17 protein-coding genes and 1 pseudogene are annotated in these 20,909 nt (G+C 62.0%); 7 read left to right on the top strand and 11 right to left on the bottom strand.

What is annotated here, in order from left to right; translation table 11 throughout:
* The first annotated feature begins 571 nt into the window (after positions 1–571).
* The gene (locus PG887_RS11050) at positions 572–721 is read left to right on the top strand and encodes a hypothetical protein (protein WP_010673628.1); all 150 of its coding nucleotides are present in this window, start codon (positions 572–574) and stop codon (positions 719–721) included.
* Here PG887_RS11050 and PG887_RS11045 read toward each other — a convergent pair.
* Entirely contained in the window at positions 718–1,935 is a 1,218-nt protein-coding gene (locus tag PG887_RS11045) for an alpha/beta hydrolase (protein ID WP_270821695.1), read from the bottom strand. The genes PG887_RS11050 and PG887_RS11045 overlap by 4 nt on opposite strands.
* Positions 1,936–2,345: 410 nt before the next feature.
* On the opposite strand from PG887_RS11045, the gene icd reads away from it, so the two are divergent.
* Positions 2,346–3,599: an NADP-dependent isocitrate dehydrogenase gene (gene icd / locus PG887_RS11040; RefSeq protein WP_010673630.1), complete on the top strand. Its 1,254-nt coding sequence runs from the start codon at positions 2,346–2,348 to the stop codon at positions 3,597–3,599.
* A gap of 66 nt (positions 3,600–3,665) precedes the next feature.
* Here icd and PG887_RS11035 read toward each other — a convergent pair whose 3' ends face one another.
* Together PG887_RS11035 and dsdA are read right to left on the bottom strand one after the other, a co-directional pair.
* Entirely contained in the window at positions 3,666–3,842 is a 177-nt protein-coding gene (locus PG887_RS11035; RefSeq protein ID WP_270821693.1) for a hypothetical protein, read from the bottom strand.
* A gap of 339 nt (positions 3,843–4,181) precedes the next feature.
* Positions 4,182–5,513 (bottom strand): annotated as a pseudogene (gene dsdA, locus PG887_RS11030) (D-serine ammonia-lyase).
* A 215-nt stretch (positions 5,514–5,728) separates the two neighbouring features.
* On the opposite strand from dsdA, the gene dsdC reads away from it, so the two are divergent.
* Positions 5,729–6,673, top strand: a complete 945-nt coding sequence (dsdC, locus tag PG887_RS11025; RefSeq protein WP_113736083.1) for a DNA-binding transcriptional regulator DsdC — start codon at positions 5,729–5,731, stop codon at positions 6,671–6,673.
* Positions 6,674–7,022: 349 nt separating this feature from the next.
* Entirely contained in the window at positions 7,023–7,430 is a 408-nt protein-coding gene (locus PG887_RS11020) for an H-NS family histone-like protein (RefSeq protein WP_010673634.1), read from the top strand.
* A gap of 470 nt (positions 7,431–7,900) precedes the next feature.
* Here PG887_RS11020 and PG887_RS11015 read toward each other — a convergent pair whose 3' ends face one another.
* The 7 genes from PG887_RS11015 to recN form a co-directional block, all read right to left on the bottom strand.
* A complete protein-coding gene (locus tag PG887_RS11015) occupies positions 7,901–9,007 on the bottom strand; it encodes a 3-deoxy-7-phosphoheptulonate synthase (protein WP_045524002.1) in 1,107 nt (368 codons plus the stop codon).
* 251 nt (positions 9,008–9,258) lie between these two features.
* Positions 9,259–10,065 carry a siderophore-interacting protein gene (locus PG887_RS11010; RefSeq protein WP_270821691.1) on the bottom strand — a complete coding sequence of 269 codons (807 nt, stop codon included), beginning with the start codon at positions 10,063–10,065 and terminating at the stop codon, positions 9,259–9,261.
* Positions 10,066–10,197: 132 nt separating this feature from the next.
* Entirely contained in the window at positions 10,198–11,571 is a 1,374-nt protein-coding gene (locus PG887_RS11005; protein ID WP_201933486.1) for an efflux transporter outer membrane subunit, read from the bottom strand.
* The gene (locus PG887_RS11000; protein WP_270821690.1) at positions 11,568–13,592 is read right to left on the bottom strand and encodes a MacB family efflux pump subunit; all 2,025 of its coding nucleotides are present in this window, start codon (positions 13,590–13,592) and stop codon (positions 11,568–11,570) included. The genes PG887_RS11005 and PG887_RS11000 overlap by 4 nt, the downstream gene beginning before the upstream one ends.
* Positions 13,589–14,752, bottom strand: a complete 1,164-nt coding sequence (locus tag PG887_RS10995) for an efflux RND transporter periplasmic adaptor subunit (RefSeq protein WP_270821688.1) — start codon at positions 14,750–14,752, stop codon at positions 13,589–13,591. The genes PG887_RS11000 and PG887_RS10995 overlap by 4 nt, the downstream gene beginning before the upstream one ends.
* Before the next feature lie 193 nt (positions 14,753–14,945).
* On the bottom strand, positions 14,946–15,386 hold the full coding sequence (locus tag PG887_RS10990; protein WP_049636816.1) for a universal stress protein: 441 nt from the start codon (positions 15,384–15,386) through the stop codon (positions 14,946–14,948).
* 467 nt (positions 15,387–15,853) lie between these two features.
* Positions 15,854–17,518: a DNA repair protein RecN gene (gene recN, locus PG887_RS10985; protein WP_041213253.1), complete on the bottom strand. Its 1,665-nt coding sequence runs from the start codon at positions 17,516–17,518 to the stop codon at positions 15,854–15,856.
* Positions 17,519–17,824: 306 nt separating this feature from the next.
* Here recN and PG887_RS10980 point away from each other — a divergent pair, with 306 nt between their 5' ends.
* Together PG887_RS10980 and PG887_RS10975 are read left to right on the top strand one after the other, a co-directional pair.
* Complete coding sequence (locus tag PG887_RS10980; RefSeq protein ID WP_270821686.1) at positions 17,825–18,397, top strand: hypothetical protein; 573 nt, start codon at positions 17,825–17,827, stop codon at positions 18,395–18,397.
* On the top strand, positions 18,325–18,981 hold the full coding sequence (locus tag PG887_RS10975; RefSeq protein ID WP_270821685.1) for a GGDEF domain-containing protein: 657 nt from the start codon (positions 18,325–18,327) through the stop codon (positions 18,979–18,981). The genes PG887_RS10980 and PG887_RS10975 overlap by 73 nt, the downstream gene beginning before the upstream one ends.
* A gap of 24 nt (positions 18,982–19,005) precedes the next feature.
* Here the strand turns inward: PG887_RS10975 and nadK are convergent, their stop codons facing one another.
* A complete protein-coding gene (gene nadK / locus PG887_RS10970) occupies positions 19,006–19,890 on the bottom strand; it encodes an NAD(+) kinase (protein WP_010673644.1) in 885 nt (294 codons plus the stop codon).
* Positions 19,891–20,153: 263 nt separating this feature from the next.
* Here nadK and grpE point away from each other — a divergent pair, with 263 nt between their 5' ends.
* Positions 20,154–20,729: a nucleotide exchange factor GrpE gene (grpE, locus tag PG887_RS10965; RefSeq protein WP_029314044.1), complete on the top strand. Its 576-nt coding sequence runs from the start codon at positions 20,154–20,156 to the stop codon at positions 20,727–20,729.
* The last annotated feature ends 180 nt before the right edge of the window (positions 20,730–20,909 follow it).

The raw sequence follows: 20,909 nt of genomic DNA, 5'->3' as shown, positions 1-20,909 counted from the left end.
GGCATATGGATTTAGGGACTCAGAATACTTTTTTCTGAAAATCAAGGCGGCCTTCCCCGGAAAGCCGCGATGAACCTCATTTTATCGGGGCGGGAGTGGGGCGGGATATGCCCGGATGGGTAACAAGCGAACCTGCTGGTGGTCGGGTTGGCAAGCCGCAGGGCCGGGGTTGGGGATTATCTATCCATTAAAGAGATGGGTTGTGTCATAACCCATCGCATTTTTGGATGGACAAGGGGGCCTTTCCGGTCGCAAAACCTGGAGATCGGGGAGTTTTTGTGAAAAAAAATGTGCATACACTCGTCATGCCGATCTCAAGGGCGTCATTGAGCGAGTGATAAATATCAAGATATTGATATCAATGGTAAAAATAGTGTTTTTATCAGGCGTTTTCAGGGTGGATAATGGGGTTTCATAAGGAGCTTTAACCCATTTTCTAGATTGGTTTTTGCATAATCAATCGTTTATTTTGTTGGACAATTGGGGAAAACCTGGTGTCCAATCGGGTGAGCAGGTTGGCCAAACAGTGCCGTCAGCCAGTGTGTAACCCGAGATGTAAGGAGACATCCTGATGGAAAAACTTGACCAAAAAATCGATACCATGCGCCAGGAATTCGAGTCCCAGGGGCAAAAACAGGCCCAGGACAGATGGCAGGCCAGGGTCGATGAACTGCAACGGGAGCGCAGCGAAGCGCCCCAGCCGGAAGCGGCAGAACACTAGCCCCTGGCGGCCTTGTAGCCACCAAGTGAGCGCATAATGAAAAACCACCGCCCTGTTCGGGGCGGTGGTTTTTTTTGCGCAGTGGCTAGAGGCGATAGAGGTTCTGGGCCGCATCGAACAGCTCCGCGCTCTCGCCGGTGCCGCCGTTGAAGAAACAGCTCCGCGCTCTCGCCGGTGCCGCCGTTGAAGACGGTGTGGAAGAAGCGCAGCACCTTCTCGTTGGCGAGGGCATCCCCTTCAAAGTAGGCGTGAGAGTCCCCCACATGGGGCTGATTGGTCACGTCCACGTAGGTGGCCGTTCTGGCATCCAGCCGCCGGGTGTAGTGGCCGAGCCTCGCCTTTTGCTGCTCCCCCATCTTCATGCGCGATGCCATCAGGGCACCATCGCGCTCATTGATGGTGATGTAGAGGCGGTTGCGACACTGGATGCGATCGACCCACTGGGCGTGAAGCTCGTTGTTGGTGTCGGCGGCGGCCATGATGATGTTGTCGAACAGCAGCTGGTTGGCGTGGTAGGTGGTGCTGCCCAGCAGGTGCTTGAACAGGTAGTTGCCCATGCTGTGCAGCAGCAGGTTGATGGTGAAGGGGCAGCGCTTGTTCACCTCCTTGGCAAAGTAGCGATCCCAGGCCTCGCCGTTGTCGGCGAACTTCTTCTGGGCTTTCTCTTCCAGTTGCGTCACATACTGGCCGTTGAACTCGTCGAGCAGCCCCTTCATCTTCTCCAGCACCCGGTCAAGGGTCCCGAACGAGGCTAGGTCATCGCGCTTGTCGCTCTTGTAGCTCAGCACGCCCCGGGCGCCGCCGCCATTGGCGGGCCAGCTGAAGCAGAGCACCTCGACGCCGTACCGGGCCTCGAGCCCCGCGGCCCGTTCCAGCACATCGTCAAGATCGTTGTTGAAGCCGTGTACGAACAGCAGCAGGTGTTTGCCGGTCTTGAGCTTCTGCTTGGCCGTGCTGCCGGTCCCGGCGCAGCGCTCCAGCAGCTTGCGCGCCACATAGGCGCTGGCCGGGTGGGGGAGGTCGGGGTCAAGGCCGACGCTGGCGGCCATCTCGGCGGTGATCTGATCCGGCAGCAGGTCCAGCTGCCACTGCTTGCCCTGACGCCGGGCCTCGGCGAGGCGCAGTTCGTTGGGGCCCTCTGCGGGTTTTTCGCCAAAGATCTCGCTGGGGGTCTTGCCCTGCTCGTTGACCATCCGGTTGGTGACGATAAACATGGTGTTCTCCTTGTTGTCGTGCTCTCTTCATGATCGGCCACGCCCCGGGCGCCCCGAGCACTGGCAAAGAGCCTAGTCCGGATCCGGCAGCCTGTCCCCCGGCGCTCCTTGCCTCGCCAAAGGGGTTACGACGATGTAAAGGCGAACGGGATTTGGGGGAATGGCGCCTTTGGGGCGGCGAGGGCAGGGAGACGCTGTCATCACTAGAGGAAGAGGCCTGGATGGACGGGGCCTGCGCCTCGTCAGGACCAGAGGGCGGCGAGGGAGGAGGGGATCCTCAGGCGCACTGTGATCCACTCCCCGACTATGGTCTGACATGCACGCCCGCTATTTGATTATGCAAATGGATGGGCTTAAGATGGCCGCGCGCAACGATCAGATTGATAACAAACGGAAGTTAGGAGATGCCGATGGAAAGCAAAGTAGTTATCCCGACCCAGGGCCAGAAAATCACAGTCGATGCCAGCGGCAAGCTGCAGGTTCCCCACAACCCCATCATTCCGTTTATCGAAGGGGATGGTATCGGTGTGGACGTGACCCCGGCCATGTTGAATGTGGTGAATGCTGCGGTCGAGAAAGCCTACAAAGGCGAGCGCAAGATCGCCTGGATGGAGATCTATACCGGCGAGAAGTCGACTCATGTCTATGGCGAAGGTGCCTGGCTGCCGGCCGAAACCCTGGATTTCATTCGTGAATACTGCGTGGCCATCAAGGGCCCGCTGACCACCCCGGTCGGCGGCGGTATTCGCTCCCTCAACGTGGCCCTGCGCCAGGAGCTGGACCTCTACGTCTGCCTGCGCCCGGTCCGTTACTACGAAGGGACCCCGAGCCCGGTCAAGCACCCCGAGCTGACCGACATGGTGATCTTCCGCGAGAACGCCGAAGACATCTACGCCGGCATCGAGTGGAAGGCAGACAGCGATGAAGCCAAGAAGGTGATCGCTTTCCTGCAAAACGAGATGGGCGTGAAGAAAATTCGCTTCCCCGAGTCCTGCGGCATCGGCATCAAGCCCATGTCCAAGGCCGGTACCGAGCGTCTGGTCCGTGCCGCCATCGAGTACGCCATCGACAACGATCGCGACTCCGTGACCCTGGTGCACAAGGGCAACATCATGAAGTTCACCGAGGGTGCCTTCAAGGATTGGGGCTATGCCCTGGCCCAGAAAGAGTACGATGCCCAGCTCATCGACGGCGGCCCCTGGTGCTCCTTCAAGAACCCGAAAACCGGCAAGACCATCGTGGTCAAGGACGTCATCGCCGATGCCTTCCTGCAACAGATCCTGCTGCGTCCGGCCGAGTATGACGTCATTGCCTGTATGAACCTCAACGGCGACTACATCTCCGACGCGCTGGCGGCCCAGGTCGGCGGCATCGGCATCGCCCCGGGCGCCAACATCGGCGATGGCGTCGCCCTGTTCGAAGCCACCCACGGCACCGCGCCGAAATATGCCGGTCAGGACAAGGTCAACCCGGGCTCCCTCATCCTCTCTGCCGAGATGATGCTGCGCCACCTGGGCTGGACCGAGGCGGCTGACCTCATCGTCAAGGGGATGGAAGCGGCCATCGCCAACAAGACCGTCACCTATGACTTCGAGCGTCTGATGGAAGGGGCCACCCTGCGTTCCTGCTCCCAGTTCGCCCAGGACATGATCGACCAGATGTGATCCGGGTCGTTGAAATGCAAAACCGGCGCCATGAGCGCCGGTTTTTTTATGGAGGAGAGCAGGTCGTCAGGTGGTTTTTTCCACGTGCTGCTCGTAGATCTGCTGCCATTTGCTGGTCTCGGCCTCATTTCCACGGGCCTGCCAGAATTCGCAGATGGAGCTGGCGAGCTCGGATGCCATGGCGTGGTCTCCGTCACGGCGGCTCATCAGATATTGTCCCAACCAGCTTTGATATTGTTTCATCGCCCGATCTCCTTATCTAAGGTGCCCAGAGGGGAGTGCTCCTGGCGTCAAGGTCGCGCAGGAGCGATTCGAACTGGGCACATGTTGTGCTGCGCCCGGCAGGTGTTGGTCGCCGGATCCGGTGGTTATCTCACCGGAAAAAGGGGACAACGGGGCGCAGATGTCAAAAAACGGTCTCTATCGTATCACAAAATAACCAGTCAGTGGGGCTGGATGACAAATCAGGCTGTCCAGCAGTCTGGCCGTCTGTGTCATGGTGGCGAGGACTGAGGTGCCATCTTGCTGATCTCGCAGCAGAAAAACCCGCCAGGTCGGCGGGTCATGGGGGCGAAAAAAAGATCAGATCCGGGCGCAGGCCAGGTATTTTTCCATCTCCTCGGCGGGCACCATGCCGCCGCCGGTGGCCCACACCAGGTGGGTGGCCCCGGCCATCTTGGCAGCATCCAGTCCCTGCCCACTCTGCCACTCAAGGTTGGTGGCCACTCGCTAGGGGCCTGCCATGCCCGCCAGTGCCGAGGGCTCGAGCCGGATCTCTTCATCCCGGGCCAGGAGCCCCAGCAGGTCGTACATCTCCTGATCGCTCAGGGTGTAGAAGCCCGCAAGCAGGCGTTCCATGGCACGGCCGACAAAACCGGAGGCGCGTCCCACCGCGAGGCCGTCGGCGGCGGTGAGGTTGTCGATGCCAAGGTCTTGCACCGCAATGGCATCGTGCAACCCGGTGTGGACCCCGAGCAGCATGCAGGGGGAGTGGGTAGGTTCGGCGAAGAAGCAGTGCACGTTGTCCCCAAACGCCAGCTTGAGACCAAAGGCCACCCCGCCGGGGCCACCGCCGACGCCGCAGGGTAGGTAGACGAAGAGCGGATGGTCGGCGTCCACCCTGATGCCCATCTCGTCGAACTGCTTTTTCACCCGCTCGCCTGCCACCGCATAGCCGAGGAACAGGGTGCGGGAGTGCTCGTCATCGATGAAGAAGCAGGCGGGATCACGTTCGGCCTCCTTGCGTCCCTGCTCCACCGCCACCCCGTAATCCTCGGCGTATTCCACGACGATGGCGCCATGTTGGCGCAACTTTTTCTTCTTCCACTCCCGCGCATCGGCGGACATGTGGACGGTGACGCGAAAGCCGAGGCGGGCGCTCATGATGCCGATGGAGAGGCCGAGGTTGCCGGTCGACCCCACCGCGATGCTGTATTGGCTGAAGAAGTGGCGGAACTCGTCCGAGAACAACGTGCGATAGTCATCCGTCTCGCGCAGCAGCCCAGCCTGGATGGCCAGGTGTTCGGCATGGGCCAGCACCTCGTGGATGCCGCCGCGCGCCTTGATGGAGCCGGAGATGGGCAGATGGCTGTCTTCTTTGAGCAGCAACCTGCCGGTGAGTTCGACGCCGTAGCGCGCATTGAGGGTCCCCTGCAGGGTCGGGATGGCGGCGATCCCGGACTCGATGATGCCGTGGCTGGCGCGGGTTTCGGGGAAGGCCTCGCACAGGTAGGGGGCGAAGCGGGCGAGCCGGGCGGAGGCGGCGGCCACATCGTGCCGGGTGAGCCCCACATGGGGCAATCCTTCCGCGAGGGAGGTGGCCCCCGGATTGAACCAGGTCACAGGGGTGAGGGCGATCAGCGGTTCGAGCAGGGGAAAGCGGGCGATGAGCCCGGCAATGTCGGTGTGTGTCATGAAAGCCTCGCGGGGTGGTGACGGAATCATCCCATTGAACGGCGCCAGCGTTGCCGTGACAAATGATAAAACGCGTGACTTGGGTGAGCCCAGTTGATGCAAATGGCCATTTACCCTGCTGTGTCTTCGAATATGGGTGACTTGAGTCTTCCTGGTGAATGCAAACCTCGCCCTTCTGGTATCATCCGCCAGATAAAAGAGAGGGAGGCCCAACCATGCAACGCGATGAGCACCCGGGGGTGAGGAGCAAGCTGCTCAGCAGTCATCAGCTCGCCAGGCTCCACACCTTCGAGGCGGCGGCCCGCCACGGCTCCTTTGCGCTCGCCGCCGACGAGCTCTCCTTGAGCCCAAGCGCGGTGAGCCACCGCATCTCGGCCCTGGAAGAGGCGCTCGGGTTTTTGCTGTTCCAGCGCTTTCACCGCAAGGTAGCCTTGACCACGGAGGGGCAGCGCATCTTCTGGGCGCTCACCTCCTCCCTGGAGTTCATCAATCAGGAGGTGCTGGAGATCAGAGAGCAGGCGCTGTCGGGATCCCTGACGCTGCACTCGCGCCCCTCCATCGCCCAGTGCTGGCTGGTGCCAAGGCTCGCCGATTTTTCCCGCCTGCATCCTCACATCGAGCTCAACCTGCTGACGGGCAACGAGCATATAAACCTGCACGGCTACGGCATCGACTTGACCCTCAACTTCGATGCCAGAACCCCGACGGGCCTGGCCATTCACCCCCTGATGGATGAATTCATGGTGCCGGTGTGCAGCCCTCAATACGCCAGCGACCACGGTCTGATGGGGGAGGTGGGGAATCTGCAGCAGTGCCGCCTGCTCCATGACAGGCAGGCCTGGGGCCTGGACACCGACAGCGACGAGTGGCGCACCTGGGGGAGCCACTGGCATCTCTCCCTGGAGGCTTGCGCGTCGCACATGGGATTTGATCGGGCGGATCTGGCGATCCTTGCCGCCACCCACCACGCCGGTGTCGCCATGGGGCGCAGGCAACTGGCAAGCCAGGCGCTGGCGAGCGGAGCGCTGGTGATGCCCTTCCCGGATATGGCGGTGCGCTGCGAGCCGCGTTATTACCTGGCGACCCTCCCTCATCGCCAGTGTCCCAAGATCCAGGCATTCATCCGCTGGATACAGGATCAGGCGCAAGGGGCATCCTGACACGGGACTTGGTTTATTGTCTGCGAAGGTCATGGCCATGAGCGCACTATTTGTACAATAAGGGCCAGCACTGCTGCTAAATGACTTGGCGCAGAGCGACGCGGGTAAGAGATAACAGCGTGAGCAACGGATGAGGTGAGCCTGAGATTAACCGGGGAAAATAGGAAATAAAGTCTGTGAGAGTATTCCCAATAAGTATCAGGCAGGGAATTAACCACGGTGAATAATGTCCATATGGTGTCAGCGCTTTGCCGGATGGTATAAAAACATTATGTTGTTATCCAATGGGCATGCTATTCTCAAATCGTGTTATCCCTGTGACATACAAAAATAATTCTGTGAGGAAGTAATGAACGAGTTTCTGAAGGTTCTGCTGAACATTCGCAGCTTGCGCGCTGCCATTCGTGAACTGCCGTTTGAGCAACTGCAAGAAGCGAAAGAAAAGTTTGACCTGGTATATAACGAGCGTGCCGAGTCCGTTGAACAGGAACGTGCCGAACAGGAAGAGCGTCAGCGCAAACTGAATGAATTCACCGAAATGCTGCAACAGGCTGGTATCGATCCCCGTGAGCTGATCGGCAGCGTGGCGGCTCCGGCTGCGGCGGGCACCACCAAGAGCAAGCGTGCTCCCCGTCCTGCGAAATACAAGTACCAGGAAGACGGTCAGGAGAAGACCTGGACCGGTCAGGGTCGTATGCCCAAGGCCATCGCCGAGCAAGTTGCGCTGGGCAAGGATCTGAACGATTTCCTGATCTGATCGCCGGATCCGGATCTCGATAATGCCGCCTGCAGGGCGGCATTGTTATTTTCAGGGTTCAGAGGATGTCGCAGTAAAACCCAATTGCGCAGGTTACCCCGGTTAATTGGAGAGCCTCGTCTGGAATAGCCATAACCATCATGTGCCCAATAAAGTTGGCGCATCATCTTCCACGCCACCTCGCCACTTATACGCACTGAGGACTCATACAGCCCGTGTTTCTTCGTCCCTTGTGAGAAACGATCATGGATACCTGCTGTGACAGAATGAAATAGCGGCGGTGGATCCTCATCTGTATGCCTGAGCGGCCCGTCTCTTTTTCATGCTGATGCATGACGCCCACCGCCTATTAATTTATCCCCTCTATTTATGGTCTGTTTGACACCGCTCTTCTGCGATATATCCGCACGATGCCGGACAATGTGCGGATGAGGCAGACACGGATTGGTGGCAAACAAATAAACCGAATGCTAGATGACGGGTTGTCCGAGTTCAGACTGAACGGCGTGTGTGTATTTTCTCCGGGTGCGGCGACGGGCCTGGACCGCCTCTGCCAGCATGGCAAGCAGGTGTTCACTCTCTTCCCAGCAGAGGCAGGCATCGGTCACTGACAGACCGTATTGCAGTTCACCCAGAGGAGCCGGTTTCTGGTTTCCTCCCAGCAAGAAGCTCTCGACCATGACGGCGGCGACGGCTTGGCTCCCTTCGCTCAGCTGGCGACAGAGCTCTTTGGCGACCTTCAGCTGGTTCGTGTGCAGCTTCTGGCTGTTGCCATGGCTGCAATCCACCATCAGGCGAGGGGGGAGTCCCTGGCGGGTGAGGCGGTCTGCTGCCTCCGCCACATCGCTCTGGTGGTAGTTGGGCAGGGTGCCGCCACGCAGAATGATATGGCCGTCGGGATTGCCTTCGCTCTTGATCACTACCATGCCGCCCTGGCTGCCGGGGGCGGTGAAGAGATGGGAGGCGGTACTGGCCTGGATGGCATCGATGGCGACCCGGATATTGCCGTCCGTACCGTTCTTGAATCCCACGGGGCAGGGCAGTGCGGAGGCCAATTGCCGGTGGACCTGAGACTCCGTGGTGCGTGCCCCGATGGCGCCCCAGCTGACGAGATCGGCGAGATAGAGAAAGCTGGTGGTGTCGAGGAATTCGGTGGCGGTGGCGAGCCCCAGTCCATTGATGTCGAGCAGCACCTGGCGTGCCAGATGCAATCCCCGATTGATGTCGTTGCTGCCGTCCAGGTGCGGATCGAAGACCAGCCCCTTCCAGCCCACCGTGGTGCGCGGCTTTTCAAAATAGGCTCGCATGACTATCTGAAGGCTGTCTTCATAGGCGGTGGCGAGTCGTGCCAGCCGTCCGGCATAGTCCAGGGCCGCGACGGGATCATGGATGGAGCAGGGGCCAATCACGACCAGCAGGCGATCGTCTTCACCTGCCAGGATCCGGCGTGCCTGATGGCGCTGGTTGTCGATGTGCCGGGCCATGTCGGCCGGACAGGGGTGCTGCGCCAGCAGCTCGGCAGGGGTGGGTAGCGCCTCTATGGCGAAGGCGCGCATGACCGAATTCAAAACTGCCATCTGGAGTTACCTTGCTGTGCATGTGTGCGATGGGGAACCCGTATGCGGCATCCTGTTGGGAGCAGACAGATTCACGGCTCATCGCAGTTGTTGAGAATGATTGTCATTATCTTGGTGTTTGTCTCAAATGCAAGTGCAATGAAATCGCCAGGCGAAGATGGGGGGAGAAAGAACGATGGCGGGGGAACCGCAGCAAAAGCAGGCCGCTTCCCCGAGGGAAGAAGCCCGCCAGTCACAAGATAAAGAGGGGATCAGCTGTCCATCACGGCGTGCCTGTCCTGATGGTAGGCGTCTTCATCCTTGCCGCTGCGCCAGTAGGGGACTGCGTAGACCCGCTGGCGCTCGGCATCCAGGGCGCGTCTGACGTGGCGGCGCAGCGGCATGACCAGGCTCTCTTCCCCGCCAAACCAGAAATAGCTCCCCTCGGCGACCATGGGCTGGGCGGTGAAATGCGCCACCAAGGTCGCGGCCTGCTCCGGATTGCCCACGAACCAGCGCAGGTCGACGCCGGCCGGCAGCGACAGATCCTGCACGTCGTCCTGATGGGGGACCAGCAGGGCGATATGGCCGAGGGCATGGGCCGGCATCACCTCCACCATGGCGCTGATGGCGGGCAGGGCGGTGAGATCCCCCGCCATGTAATAGTGCTCGGCCATTTGCAGCATGGGGTCGGGACCGCCCGGGCCCGAGATGGCGAGCTTGTCACCCGGTTTGGCGTGCAGGGCGAAACGACTGGCGGGGCCGGCCTCGCCGTGCAGGGCGAAGTCGATGTCGAGCTCCAGCGCCTCCCGGCGAAATGCGCGTATGGTGAAGGTGCGAATGACGGGTTTCTGGGCGGGATCGAGCCAGCGAGGCCCCTTGTCGGTGGGGGTGGGCAACACTATCTCGCGCTGACCCGGTCGGGGCAGCATGATCTTGACATGAGCACCGCCACAGCTGAAGGGGTAGTCCACAAGCTCGGGGCTGGTCAGGCAGATTCGGCGCAGGTGCGGGCTCACATCCTGAACATGCTTGACGGTGAGCAGGCGGGGGCGATTGGCCGGGGCGGGTTGAGACATGGGCATACTCCTGGCTGATGATGGCGCCCATTCTTGATGAAATGAAAACTATTATCAATTGGTTTGTGGGAAGAATGGGTCGCGATTGACCTCCTCGGGATGTCCATCGCGATCCCACACTCTTTGCCTGGGTCAGGATCGATCGCTTCCCCCCAGCGCCCGATAAATGCCTGCCATGTTGTTGAGCTGGGCCTGCTGCTGTGCCAGCAGAGCGAGCTCGGCATCCCACAGGCGGTTCTGCTCATCCAGCCAGGGTTGCACCCCGGTGGCTCCGGCCAGGAAACGGGCGCTTGCGAGCCTTTCGGCCTCCCGGGCATAGGCCCTCTGCTGCTCCAGATAGCGCAGCCGCTGTTCCCCTTGCTGACGGGCGGCCAGGCCATCCTCCACTTCCAGCAGCGCGGTATAGAGCTGCTTGCGAAATTCGGTTTCGGCAATCTGGTAGTCGATGTCGGCGCTGGCGATGGAGAGCCGGGTCTTGTTGTACTCGAGGAAAGGGAGCGCCAGCGTGGCGCCCAGGGTGCCAACCGGATTTTGCAGCACCTGGGTCAGGGTATCCGAGGTGGTGCTGGCACCGCCGGTCAGGCTCAGGGTGGGATAAAAGCCGGTGCGGATCTCGTCTCCCCTCGCGAGAGTCTTGCGCAGCCTGAGTTCGGCGGCGCGCACATCGGGCCGCCGGGCCAGCACATCGGCGGGAATGCCGGCCGCCAGGGACGGGATCGGGCCCATTACCAGGGCGTCGGGAGCGTCAGCGAGCGGCCCGCTGCTGCGGCCCAGCAGCAGGCGAAGAGCATTGCCCGCCTGTGCCCGCTGCTGGGTGAGGGTGGTGAGCTCCGCCTGCTTGCCTGCCTTCTGCTGGCTGGCCTGTACCAGATCGAGTCGAGTCACGGCGCCCGCCTCGTATTTGGCGCGGGTCAGGCGTTCAATGCGCTCCAGATTGGCCAGTTGCTGGGTGCCCAGGGTAATGGCCGAGCCGAGGTAGGCCAGTTGCCAGTATTGCTCCAGGGTCTTGCCGATGAGCAGCAATCGGGTGGCGGCCAGATCCTGTTCGCTGGCTTGTGCCTCCCAGCTCGCCTGATCCCTTGCCGCGGCCAGTCTGCCCCAGAGATCCACTTCGTAGCTGAGGTTGAGGGAGGGGCCCAGGTTGCTGCTGGCGCTGCCATCTTTCATGTTCTTGGTGCCGCTGGCCCCGAGATTGGCGCTGACCGAGGGGGTGAGGTTGGTGTCAGCCAGATCGGCGCCGAGCAGGGCGTTCTTGAGCTTGAGCCCGGCCACCCGCATGTCCGGGTTGGCGGCCAGCACCGCCTCGACCAGGCGATCGAGCGCGGGATCCTGGAATCCCTGCCACCAGGGGCCAGCCTGCTGCACGGTGAGACCACGGCTCTCCTGCTGCCATGCTGGCGCCACGTCGAGATCGGGTCTGTGATAGGTGCTCTGCTGGCTGCAGGCACCGAGGCTGGCGGTGAGCATCAGGCTTAGCCCGAGCCTTGATAGGTTGTGCATCGTCATTCCCTCGCCAGTGCCTCCACCGGATCGAGCCTGGCCGCATTGCGGGCGGGCAGGTAACCAAACAGGATCCCGATGAGGGAGGAGCACCCGAAGGCCATCAGGATGGAGAAGAGCGAGAAGCGCATCTGGAAGCTTTCCACGAGCAGGGAGAAGAGAGCGCCGATGAGCAGGGCGAGGCCGATACCGAGCAGCCCCCCCAGCAGGCTGACCATCACCGCCTCGATGAGGAACTGCTGCAATATGTCGGACTGGCGGGCGCCGACGGCGATGCGGATCCCTATCTCCCGGGTACGCTCCACCACCGAGACCAGCATGATGTTCATCACGCCGACGCCGCCGACGATGAGGGAGATCACCGCGATGGCGGAGACCAGCAGTGTCAGGGTGGCGGTGGTCTTCTCCACCGATTTGACGATACTGTCGCTGCTGAAGATGAAGAAGTCCTTCACGCCGTGGCGCTGGGTGAGCAGGGCGACTGCCGCCTGCTCGGCCAGGGCGGGCTGGACGCCGTCCTTGACCCGGATGGTGATCTGGGTGAAGTGCTGCTGGGAGAGGAGACGGCTCATGACGGCGCTGTAGGGGAGCCAGACATTGACCGACTGGCTGCTGCGGCCAAAGCCGGTCTCCTGGGTGACCACCCCCACGATGCGCACCGGCAGGGTGCCGACCAGCACCACCTGGCCGACCGGGTCCACCTTGCCGAGCAGGCTCTCTATGGTCTTGCCATCCACCACGGCGACTGCCGTCCGGTTTCGAATGTCCCGCTCATCGAGCAGGCGCCCCTGGGTGAGCGTCATCCCCTTGACCCGGAAAAAGTCGTTGCCGACCCCGATCACGCTGCCGCTGCTGGTCTTGTTGCGATAGCGAAGCTGGCCCGACGTCGCTATCTGTGGGCTGGCCCCCTCCAGATAGGGCTGGCCGAGCAGCGCGTCGAGATCCCGCTCGTTCAAGGTCTGGATGCTGGCGGCCTTCTCGTCTCCCCAGTCCTTGCCGGGGAAGATGTCGATGGTGTTGGTGCCCATGGCGTTGATGTCGTCGATCACCTTGGCGCGCGCCCCCTGACCCAGCGCCACCACGCTGACCACGGCGGCGATGCCGATGATGATGCCGAGCATGGTGAGGAAGGTGCGCATGCGATGGGCCAGCATGGCGTGCAGGGCCATGCGCCCCGCCTCCCGGTAGCGATCCCAGCCCCGGCTTGCGGTGCGGACGGCGGCGCCTGTGCCCCGTGCATCTTGCCCGACAGGGGGAGGGGCCAGCTGGCTGCCGTCACCTGGCTGCGGGTGGGCTGGCGCCCCGGATGGGGAGGGGGAGGCTGCGTTGTCATCGGTCGCCCGATGGCCGCTGTCCTCCACTACCCGCCCGTCACGCAGGGTGATGATGCGATCCGCATGGCTTGCCACCGCCATGTCGTGGGTCACCAGAATGATGGTGTGGCCCTGGGCGTGCAGCTCCTTGAGGATGGTCATCACCTCCTTGCCGCTTTGGCTGTCGAGAGCGCCGGTGGGTTCGTCCGCCAGGATCACCTCGCCGCCGTTGGCGAGCGCCCGGGCAATACTGACCCGCTGCTGCTGACCGCCGGAGAGCTGGCCGGGTCTGTGGTGGCTGCGATCCTGCAGTCCCAGACGGGTCAGCAAGGTGCGGGCTCGGGCCTGGCGATCAAGGCGGGCAGTGCCGGCATAGATGGCGGGGATCTCCACGTTGGCGGCCGCATCCAGATGGGGCAGCAGGTGATAGCGCTGGAAGATGAAGCCGAAGTGGTGGCAGCGCAGCCGTGCCAGGGAGAGGGCATCCAGGGTCGCGGTGTCTTGGCCGCGAAACAGATACTGGCCGCCGCTCGGGCGATCTAGGCAGCCCAGCAGGTTCATCAGGGTCGATTTGCCGGAGCCGGAGGCGCCGACGATGGCCACCATCTCCCCGGCATCGATGGCGAGATCCAGCGGGTGCAGCACGGTCACTTCGTGCTCTCCGCTCTGGTAGCGCCGCTCGATGCACTTGAGACGGATCAGGGGCTCGCTCACGGCTCCATCTCCCCTTCATCGTGCAGGGCCGGCTTGCCCTGCTCCAGGATCACCTTCTCATGCTCGGTCAGGCCGCTCACCACCTCAATCTTGATGTCATCCTTCATGCCGGTCTTGATGCGGCGGCTCTCTCTCTGGTCCCCCGCCTTGAGCAGGCGGACCTCGTACTCGTTGTCGCCAGTCTTCTTGCCGAGGGCGGTCTGGGGAATGGCCAGTACCTGCTTGCGCTCGCCGAGCACGATGGTGACCTGGGTCGTCATGGCGACCCTCAACTGATGGCCGGGGTTGGGCACATCGAACAGGGCATAGTAGTAGATGGCCGCATTGTTGGTGGCCGTGGTGCTGGCCGTCTGCTCATTGATGTTGGTGGGGGCCAGCTCGACCGTGCGAAGGGTACCGTGGTAGCGAGTATCCGGATCCCCTATCAGGGTGAAATAGACCGGCATGCCCGCCTTGACACGGGTGACGTCCGCTTCGGAGATCTGGGCCTTGACCGTCATGGTGTCGAGATTGGCGAGCTTGAGCAGGGTCGGTACCGTCTGGCTGGCGGCCAGGGTCTGCCCCTGCCGGGTGACGATGGAGACGACGGTACCATCCATGGGGGCCTGAATGCGGTTGTAGCCGAGCTCCGTCTTGGCGCGCTCCATCTTGATGATGGCGTTGTCGATGTCGGCCTGGGCGCTTTGCAGCTCGGCCCGGGTGACGGCAAGCTGGGCTTCGGCGCTCTCCAGATCCGCACGAGAGCTCGCTTCCTGCCGAAACATCTGCTGCTGGCGGCGCCAGGCAAGCTCGTTCTGTTTGAGTTGTGCCTGCTTGATCTTGAGCTGGGCGCGGCGGCTGGCCAGCTCAGCTTCGGCGGTCTTGAGGTTGTTCTGGGCGATCAGGGGATCGATCTCCGCCAGCAACTCTCCTTGTTTGACCTGTTGACCCGCTTCCACCGCGAGATAGGTGACCTGACCCGAGACCTGGGCACCCACATCCACCTGCTCGATGGCCTGCAGTACGCCACTGGCGAGCACCGTCTGCTCCACATCCTGGCGGGTTACCGTTGCGGTCAGTACCGGGTCCGGTGTGTTGCCTGGCCAGGCCAGCCAGGTGACGAGAGGGATCAGCACAAGGGCGAGCAGGGCGAGCTTGCCGGGTTTTCGAAGAGCTTTCATTTATCACCTGAACGAAACGAGCGAAGGCGTGCAAGGGCCATATCGTGCAGCAAATGGCCCTCAAAAAGAAGCGAGCAATGTGTAAGAAATCGTGTGGTTCTGGCGTTGACGCAGTGGAGGAGGTCAAGCTGGGGGAGGATGACGGCGGGCGTCAGAAACAAGAAGACCCGCTCAGGGAGCGGGTCTTGTGGCATCAACCGACGGCTTTGAGCAAGGCGGCGTGAGGCTCGTGGCAGATCTGGATATCGAGGGGCAGTTTGTAGAGGAGCAGGCGGGCCAGCGAGCCCTCCATCCAGTGATGACGGCTGCCGACCAGCAAGAGATCGGCGGGGTGGGCGGTCAGCCAGCGCTGGAGATCCGGCACCACGTCATCCACCACCAGACACTGGTAATCCACCGGATGAGACAGCTGGGTGATGAGTTCACTGATGATCGCCTTGGCATCCAGGGTGCCCTGGGCGCTGCGCTCCTCTTGTGACAGGGACAGACTATTGCGACGGGTCTTGCTGCTGTGGGTCAGGTGCAACAAGGTCAGGTTGGCGCCCAGCCCTTGTGCCAGACGGCTCGCCTTGGCCAGTGTCTCCTGCTCGTAATCCTTGCCTTCCAGCAACAGCACAATATTGGTCGGGCTCATAAGCAGTTCTCCTTGGCAGGTGCGGGTCAGACAGCGGAAGCGCGCTCCCATCCTCCCTTCCCGCGAAATGTCAGCTCAAACGAACCCGGTGTGTTTGCATCAAGCGTCACCTTCTGTCGATGGCAACTGAAGGTACCGAGTCCGTTTACATCATCATAACAGACTGAGTTGAATGGAAAATGAAGGGATGTGTCCGTTCGAAATGTGAATGAGTGCAACGAAGATGAGTGGCGTCCTGACCATGGCGATGAAAACCCGACTGGGTGATGACCAGGCTGGCAGGTTCAGACTGAGCATCAAGACACGTGCCGCGGATTAGCCCGGGCTCCCCCTCTTTCTTGTGGCTCACGGCATGGGCCAACCAGGCCGGCGCCGTCGGCAAGAGGTTTCAGCTAGCCAGCGCGATGATGACTCGGTCAATCTGAAAGGGCCGACATGGACGGGAGGGCATCCCGTCCGCCCCGTGGTCAGCTTGCGAGCAACTCACGGGCATTGGCCAGGGTGTTGTCGGTGATCTGATCGCCCCCCAACAGGCGGGCCAGTTCGTTGAGCCGGGCACCCGGGGTAAGCGCCTGCATCTGGGTTTCCGTTGTCTTGCCGTCGGTGTGTTTGCTCACCACCATGTGCTGGTGACCCTTACCTGCCACCTGGGGCAGGTGGGTGACCACCATCACCTGGGTGGATTCGCCGAGCTGGCGCAACAGGCGGCCCACCACGGCGGCGGTCGGGCCGCTGATCCCCACATCCACTTCGTCGAAGATAAGGGTCGGGGTGGAGATCTTGCGTGCACTGATCACCACGATGGCGAGGCTGATACGCGACAGCTCGCCGCCGGAAGCCACCTTGCCAAGGGGTTGGATGGGCTGACCCGGGTTGGTGGTGACCATGAACTCCACCCGATCGATGCCAAGGGGCGAGAGGCTGCTCTGGGCATCGGGTCGCACCTCGATGGCGAAGCGGCCATCTGGCATCGCCAGTTCGTGCATGCTGGCGCTTACCTTCGCGCCCAGCTCCTCGGCATAGCGCTGGCGGCTCTGGCTCAGGGCCTCGGCGGCCTGCACGAAGGCCTGGCGGGCCGAGGCCAGCTCGTCCTCCATCCCCTCGAGGCGCTCCTCGTCGGAGTTGAGGCGGGCCAGATCGGCGGCCAGCTCCTGATGGTAGTGGGCCAGCTCCGCCGGTTTGACATGGTGCTTGCGTGCCAGGTTGATGGCCTTGGAGAGGCGGCTCTCCAGCTCGTTGAAGCGCTCTGGATCCAGTTCCAGCCGGTCGAGATAGCTGCGCAGCTCGCTGTGGCTCTCCTGTACGCCGATCAGGGCTTCGTTGAGCATGCCGAGCACGTTGCCAAGCCGGCTGTCCATGCCGACCAGGGTCTCGGCTCTGTCCACCGCCGTCTGCAGCAGACCGGCGATGGTGGTCTCTTCATTGTCATAGAGCAGATCGAGGCAATACCCGCACTCCTGCATCAGCTCGGTGCCATTGGCGAGCCGCTGATGCTCCTCTTCAATCTCTTCAAACTCCCCCGGCTGAAGGGCAAATTCGTCCAGCTCCTGCACCTGGTATTCGATGAGTTGACGGCGGGCTTCCCGCTGCTGCTGCTCGGCCTTGAGCCGGTTGAGCTCGTTTTGCAACTGGCGCCACTGCTGGTAGTGACGGCGAACATCGTCGAGGAGCAGATGATGACCGGCGTAGCCGTCCAGCAGGGCGAGCTGGTAATCGGGTTTGAGCAGCATCTGGTGAGCGTGCTGACCGTGGACATTGACCAGCAGTTGACCCAGGTTCCTGAGCTGGGCGAGGGGGACGGGAACCCCGTTGATATAGCTGCGAGAGCGCCCCTCGGCAGACAGTACTCGCCGGACGATGCACTCACCGTCATTTTCAAGCTCGTTGGTGGCGAGCCAGGCCCGGGCGGCAGGATTACCCTCCAGCAGGAAGCGGGCACTCACCTCGGTCTTGTCGCTGCCCGGGCGCACCATGCTGGCTTCGGCGCGCTCCCCCAGGCACAGCCCCAGAGCATCAATGGCGATGGATTTGCCCGCCCCGGTCTCCCCGGTGATGCAGGTCATCCCCGGTTGCAGATCGAGCTCGAGAAACTTGACGATGGCGAAGTTGTTGACGGTCAGCTGGGTCAGCATGGTCTCATCCTGTATGGGTCAACATTACTGTGTATGCATCCAGTATATACTGGTCTTATATACAGTAAAGTGGGCAGGGAGGATTTTTGCGAAACAGGGGGAGGGCAAGGGTGTCAAGGCCGCGGCATGGGTGTGACGCCGATCAGATGGTCTGCAAAATCAACCTGCGTACCTTGCATGGGCTGAGGCGATGCGAGAAGCCACCTTGAGGGGCTCTCTTGTGGTGAGTAGCTGGTTGAGACACACTCGAAACAGTCCTGGTTGAGCCTGGGCTGTGCACAGACCTCTTCGCAAGGATGCGTCACGATGATCCATACCCCGACCCTGCTGCTGATCTCCCTGGCAATCAACCTGATGTCGGGGCTGATCATGCTGTTCATCCACTCCCTGAAGCCGGGTCGAGGCAACTTTCTGTACTGGTCCCTCTCCGCTTTTCTCTTCTCCCTCTCCATCCTGCTGCTCAGTCTGGGGGTATTGGGAGGGTATCCGGCGCTGGGCATCCGGGTCGGCGGCCTGGTCTCGCTCATGAGCATCCTGCTGTTGCTCACCGGTTTTTGTGCGCTTTACGAGCGCGCATGGCATCCCCGTGCCGTGGGGGGAGGCGTGGCGGTGTTGCTGCTGCTCTATCTGGGATTGTCCAGCCTCGCCCCCGTGCGCATTGTGCTGGCTCTGATGGAGTCGATGTTGTACCTGTGGTGCGCCTGCCTCATCGTCTCTCTCGGCCGGCAACAGAAGCGGGTGCTCCATGCGGTGGCGCTCATTTACCTGCTGCATTTCACCATCCTGCTGAGCCAGGGGGGCTGCTCTTGCTGGGAGCCGAAGAGCGGATGGGGGACGGAGACTGGCTCGATCTCATCTTCTTCATGCACATGGTGCTGACCATCGGCTCGGTGTTGCTGCTGCCTCTGGTGGCCTATGTGGAGACGGAGGAGGCATTGCTGGCGCTCTCGGAGCGGGATCCCCTCACCGGGGTGCTCAATCGGCGCGGTCTCTTCAGGCACGGAGAGGGGGCTATGCCTGGGCAGGCGCGCTGCGTGGTGGTCCTGGACATCGATCACTTCAAGCGGGTCAACGACCAGTTTGGTCACGGCTGCGGGGATGAGGTCATTCGCTATGTGGCCGGGGTGCTGGTGGCCGAGGTACGCAAGGGTGATCTGGTGGGGCGCATCGGTGGCGAGGAGTTCGCCATCATCATGGGGGGCGTGAGCGGCCAGATGGCCCGCGACATCTGTGACCGGATCCGCCGCCAGATAGAGACGGGCTCCCGGCAGGGAGCCTGCCTGCCGTGCGAGGGGGTCACGGTGAGCATGGGAGTCGTGTGCGCCAGTGCCGAGGCTGACCTGGCACTGATGCTGACCAAAGCCGATGCTGCCATGTACCGGGTGAAGGAGGCGGGGAGAAACGGGGTGCATCTGGCATTCGAGCCGGCACCGCCTCGGCTGGTCGAAAGCAGCGAGGGGTAGACCCTCGCCATCGGTGTTGCCTGGCTAGAAGAGCTTGCTGCCCCAACCGAGCTTGTTGCGCAGCACGTGGAAGTAGCTGTAATCCAGCGGATGGACCAGATGCAGCTTGTGGCTGCTCTTCTTGATAAGGATCTCGTCCCCCGGGTGGACCGCCAGGGTGACCTGGCCGTCGCAGCTCACTTGCATGGCGTCGTCCTGGTTGTCCGGCGAGACCAGCAGCCGCACTTCGCTGTCCGCATCCAGCACGATGGGGCGGCTGCTCAGGGTGTGCGGGAACATGGGCACCAGCGTGATGGCGTTGAGTTTGGGGGTGAGAATGGCGCCCCCTGCCGACAGGGAGTAGGCGGTGGAGCCGGTGGGTGTCGCCACTATGATGCCGTCCGAGCGCTGGCTGTACATGAAGCTGCCGTCGATGTAGACCTCGAATTCGATCATGTGGGCGATCTTGCCCGGGTGAAGCACCGCCTCGTTGACCGCGAGGTTGCTCGACTTGCGCTCCCCGTGGCGATAGACGGCGGCCTCCAGCAGGAAGCGATGCTCGCTCTTGAAGTGACCCGAGAGCACCTGCTCCAGGGGCAGCAGATAATCCTGGGGCGAGAGATCGGTCAGGAAGCCGAGGTTGCCCCGGTTCACCCCGATCACCGCCACATCGAACCGTGACAGCACCCGGGCGGCCCCCAGCATGTTGCCGTCACCGCCGACGACGATGGCGAGATCCGCCTGCTCGCCGAGTTGCACCAGATCCATCACGTTCTCCCCGAGCAGCCCCAGGGTATGGGCCACCCGGCTCTCCAGCAGCACACGAAAGCCGCGGCTGGTCAGGTACTGATACAGGCCGGTCAGGGTCTGGTTGGCCCCCTCGTGATGGGGCTTGCCGATGAGGGCAACGGTTTTGAACGGAGAATCCATAGGTTATCGGGTCTGGGACAGTCTTGGGGGGAGTATACCGCGCTTTGCCGGGGATTTGTCTGCCTCCGTGACGGTTGGTGCAATCGGCCCCGAAAAGGGGCTGCCTGGCACGCGGATGGGCGCCATTGTGTCCGATCTGCCCTTTTCCCCTTGAAAGCCGGGGCTGTGTCCCCATAATAGCGCCAACACAGGGTCTGCTGGCGCGTGTCGCTTGTCTGAACGCCAGCCACCCTCACACGCAACCCCTGAATATTGGAGATGTCATGAGCCACGAAGAACAAAAGGTTGAAGCGATGGAGCAAGTGGAAGCCCAGCCAGTCGAGCCGACCGATGTAGACAGTGAAGTGACAGCCGAGCAGGCCCGCATCGCCGAGCTGGAGGCCCAGCTGGAGGCGGCCCAGCAGGCTTCCCTGGAAGAGCGCGAGCGCGCCATTCGCGCCGTCGCCGAGATGGAGAACCTGCGTCGCCGTGCCGCTCAGGACGTGGAGAAAGCCCACAAGTTTGCACTGGAGAAGTTCGCCGCAGAGCTCTTGCCGGTGCTGGACAACCTGGAGCGCGCCATCGAGCTGGCGGACAAGGAGAACGACACCCTCAAGCCGATGATTGAAGGGGTCGAGCTGACCCTGAAATCCATGCAGAGCGGCGTGGCCAAGTTCGGCCTGGTGGCGCTGGACCCGACCAACCAGCCGTTCGACCCCAATGCCCACCAGGCCATGAGCATGGTGCCCAGTGCCGACGTGGCGCCGAACACTGTGATCGCCGTGATGCAGAAGGGCTACGAGCTCAACGGCCGCGTCATCCGCCCGGCCATGGTGATGGTCTCCAAGTCCGCTGACTGATCACGCTGTTCTCACCAAGCCCGCCGCTTGGCGGGCTTTTTGTTGGATGTGGCGCCAGAAAACGTGTCTGGCGTCATTTGGCTGTCAGGTGGCCTGTATGCAGGTTTTTTCAGGGCCGGACTTGAAGCGCCGACTTGAGACCCCATATAGGTTGCAAGGCCACGGCGGCACAAAAAATTT

This window comes from Aeromonas sp. QDB14 (genome assembly GCF_027707845.1).
GTDB lineage: Bacteria > Pseudomonadota > Gammaproteobacteria > Enterobacterales > Aeromonadaceae > Aeromonas > Aeromonas caviae.
This window is presented reverse-complemented; position numbering and strand designations above follow the sequence as displayed.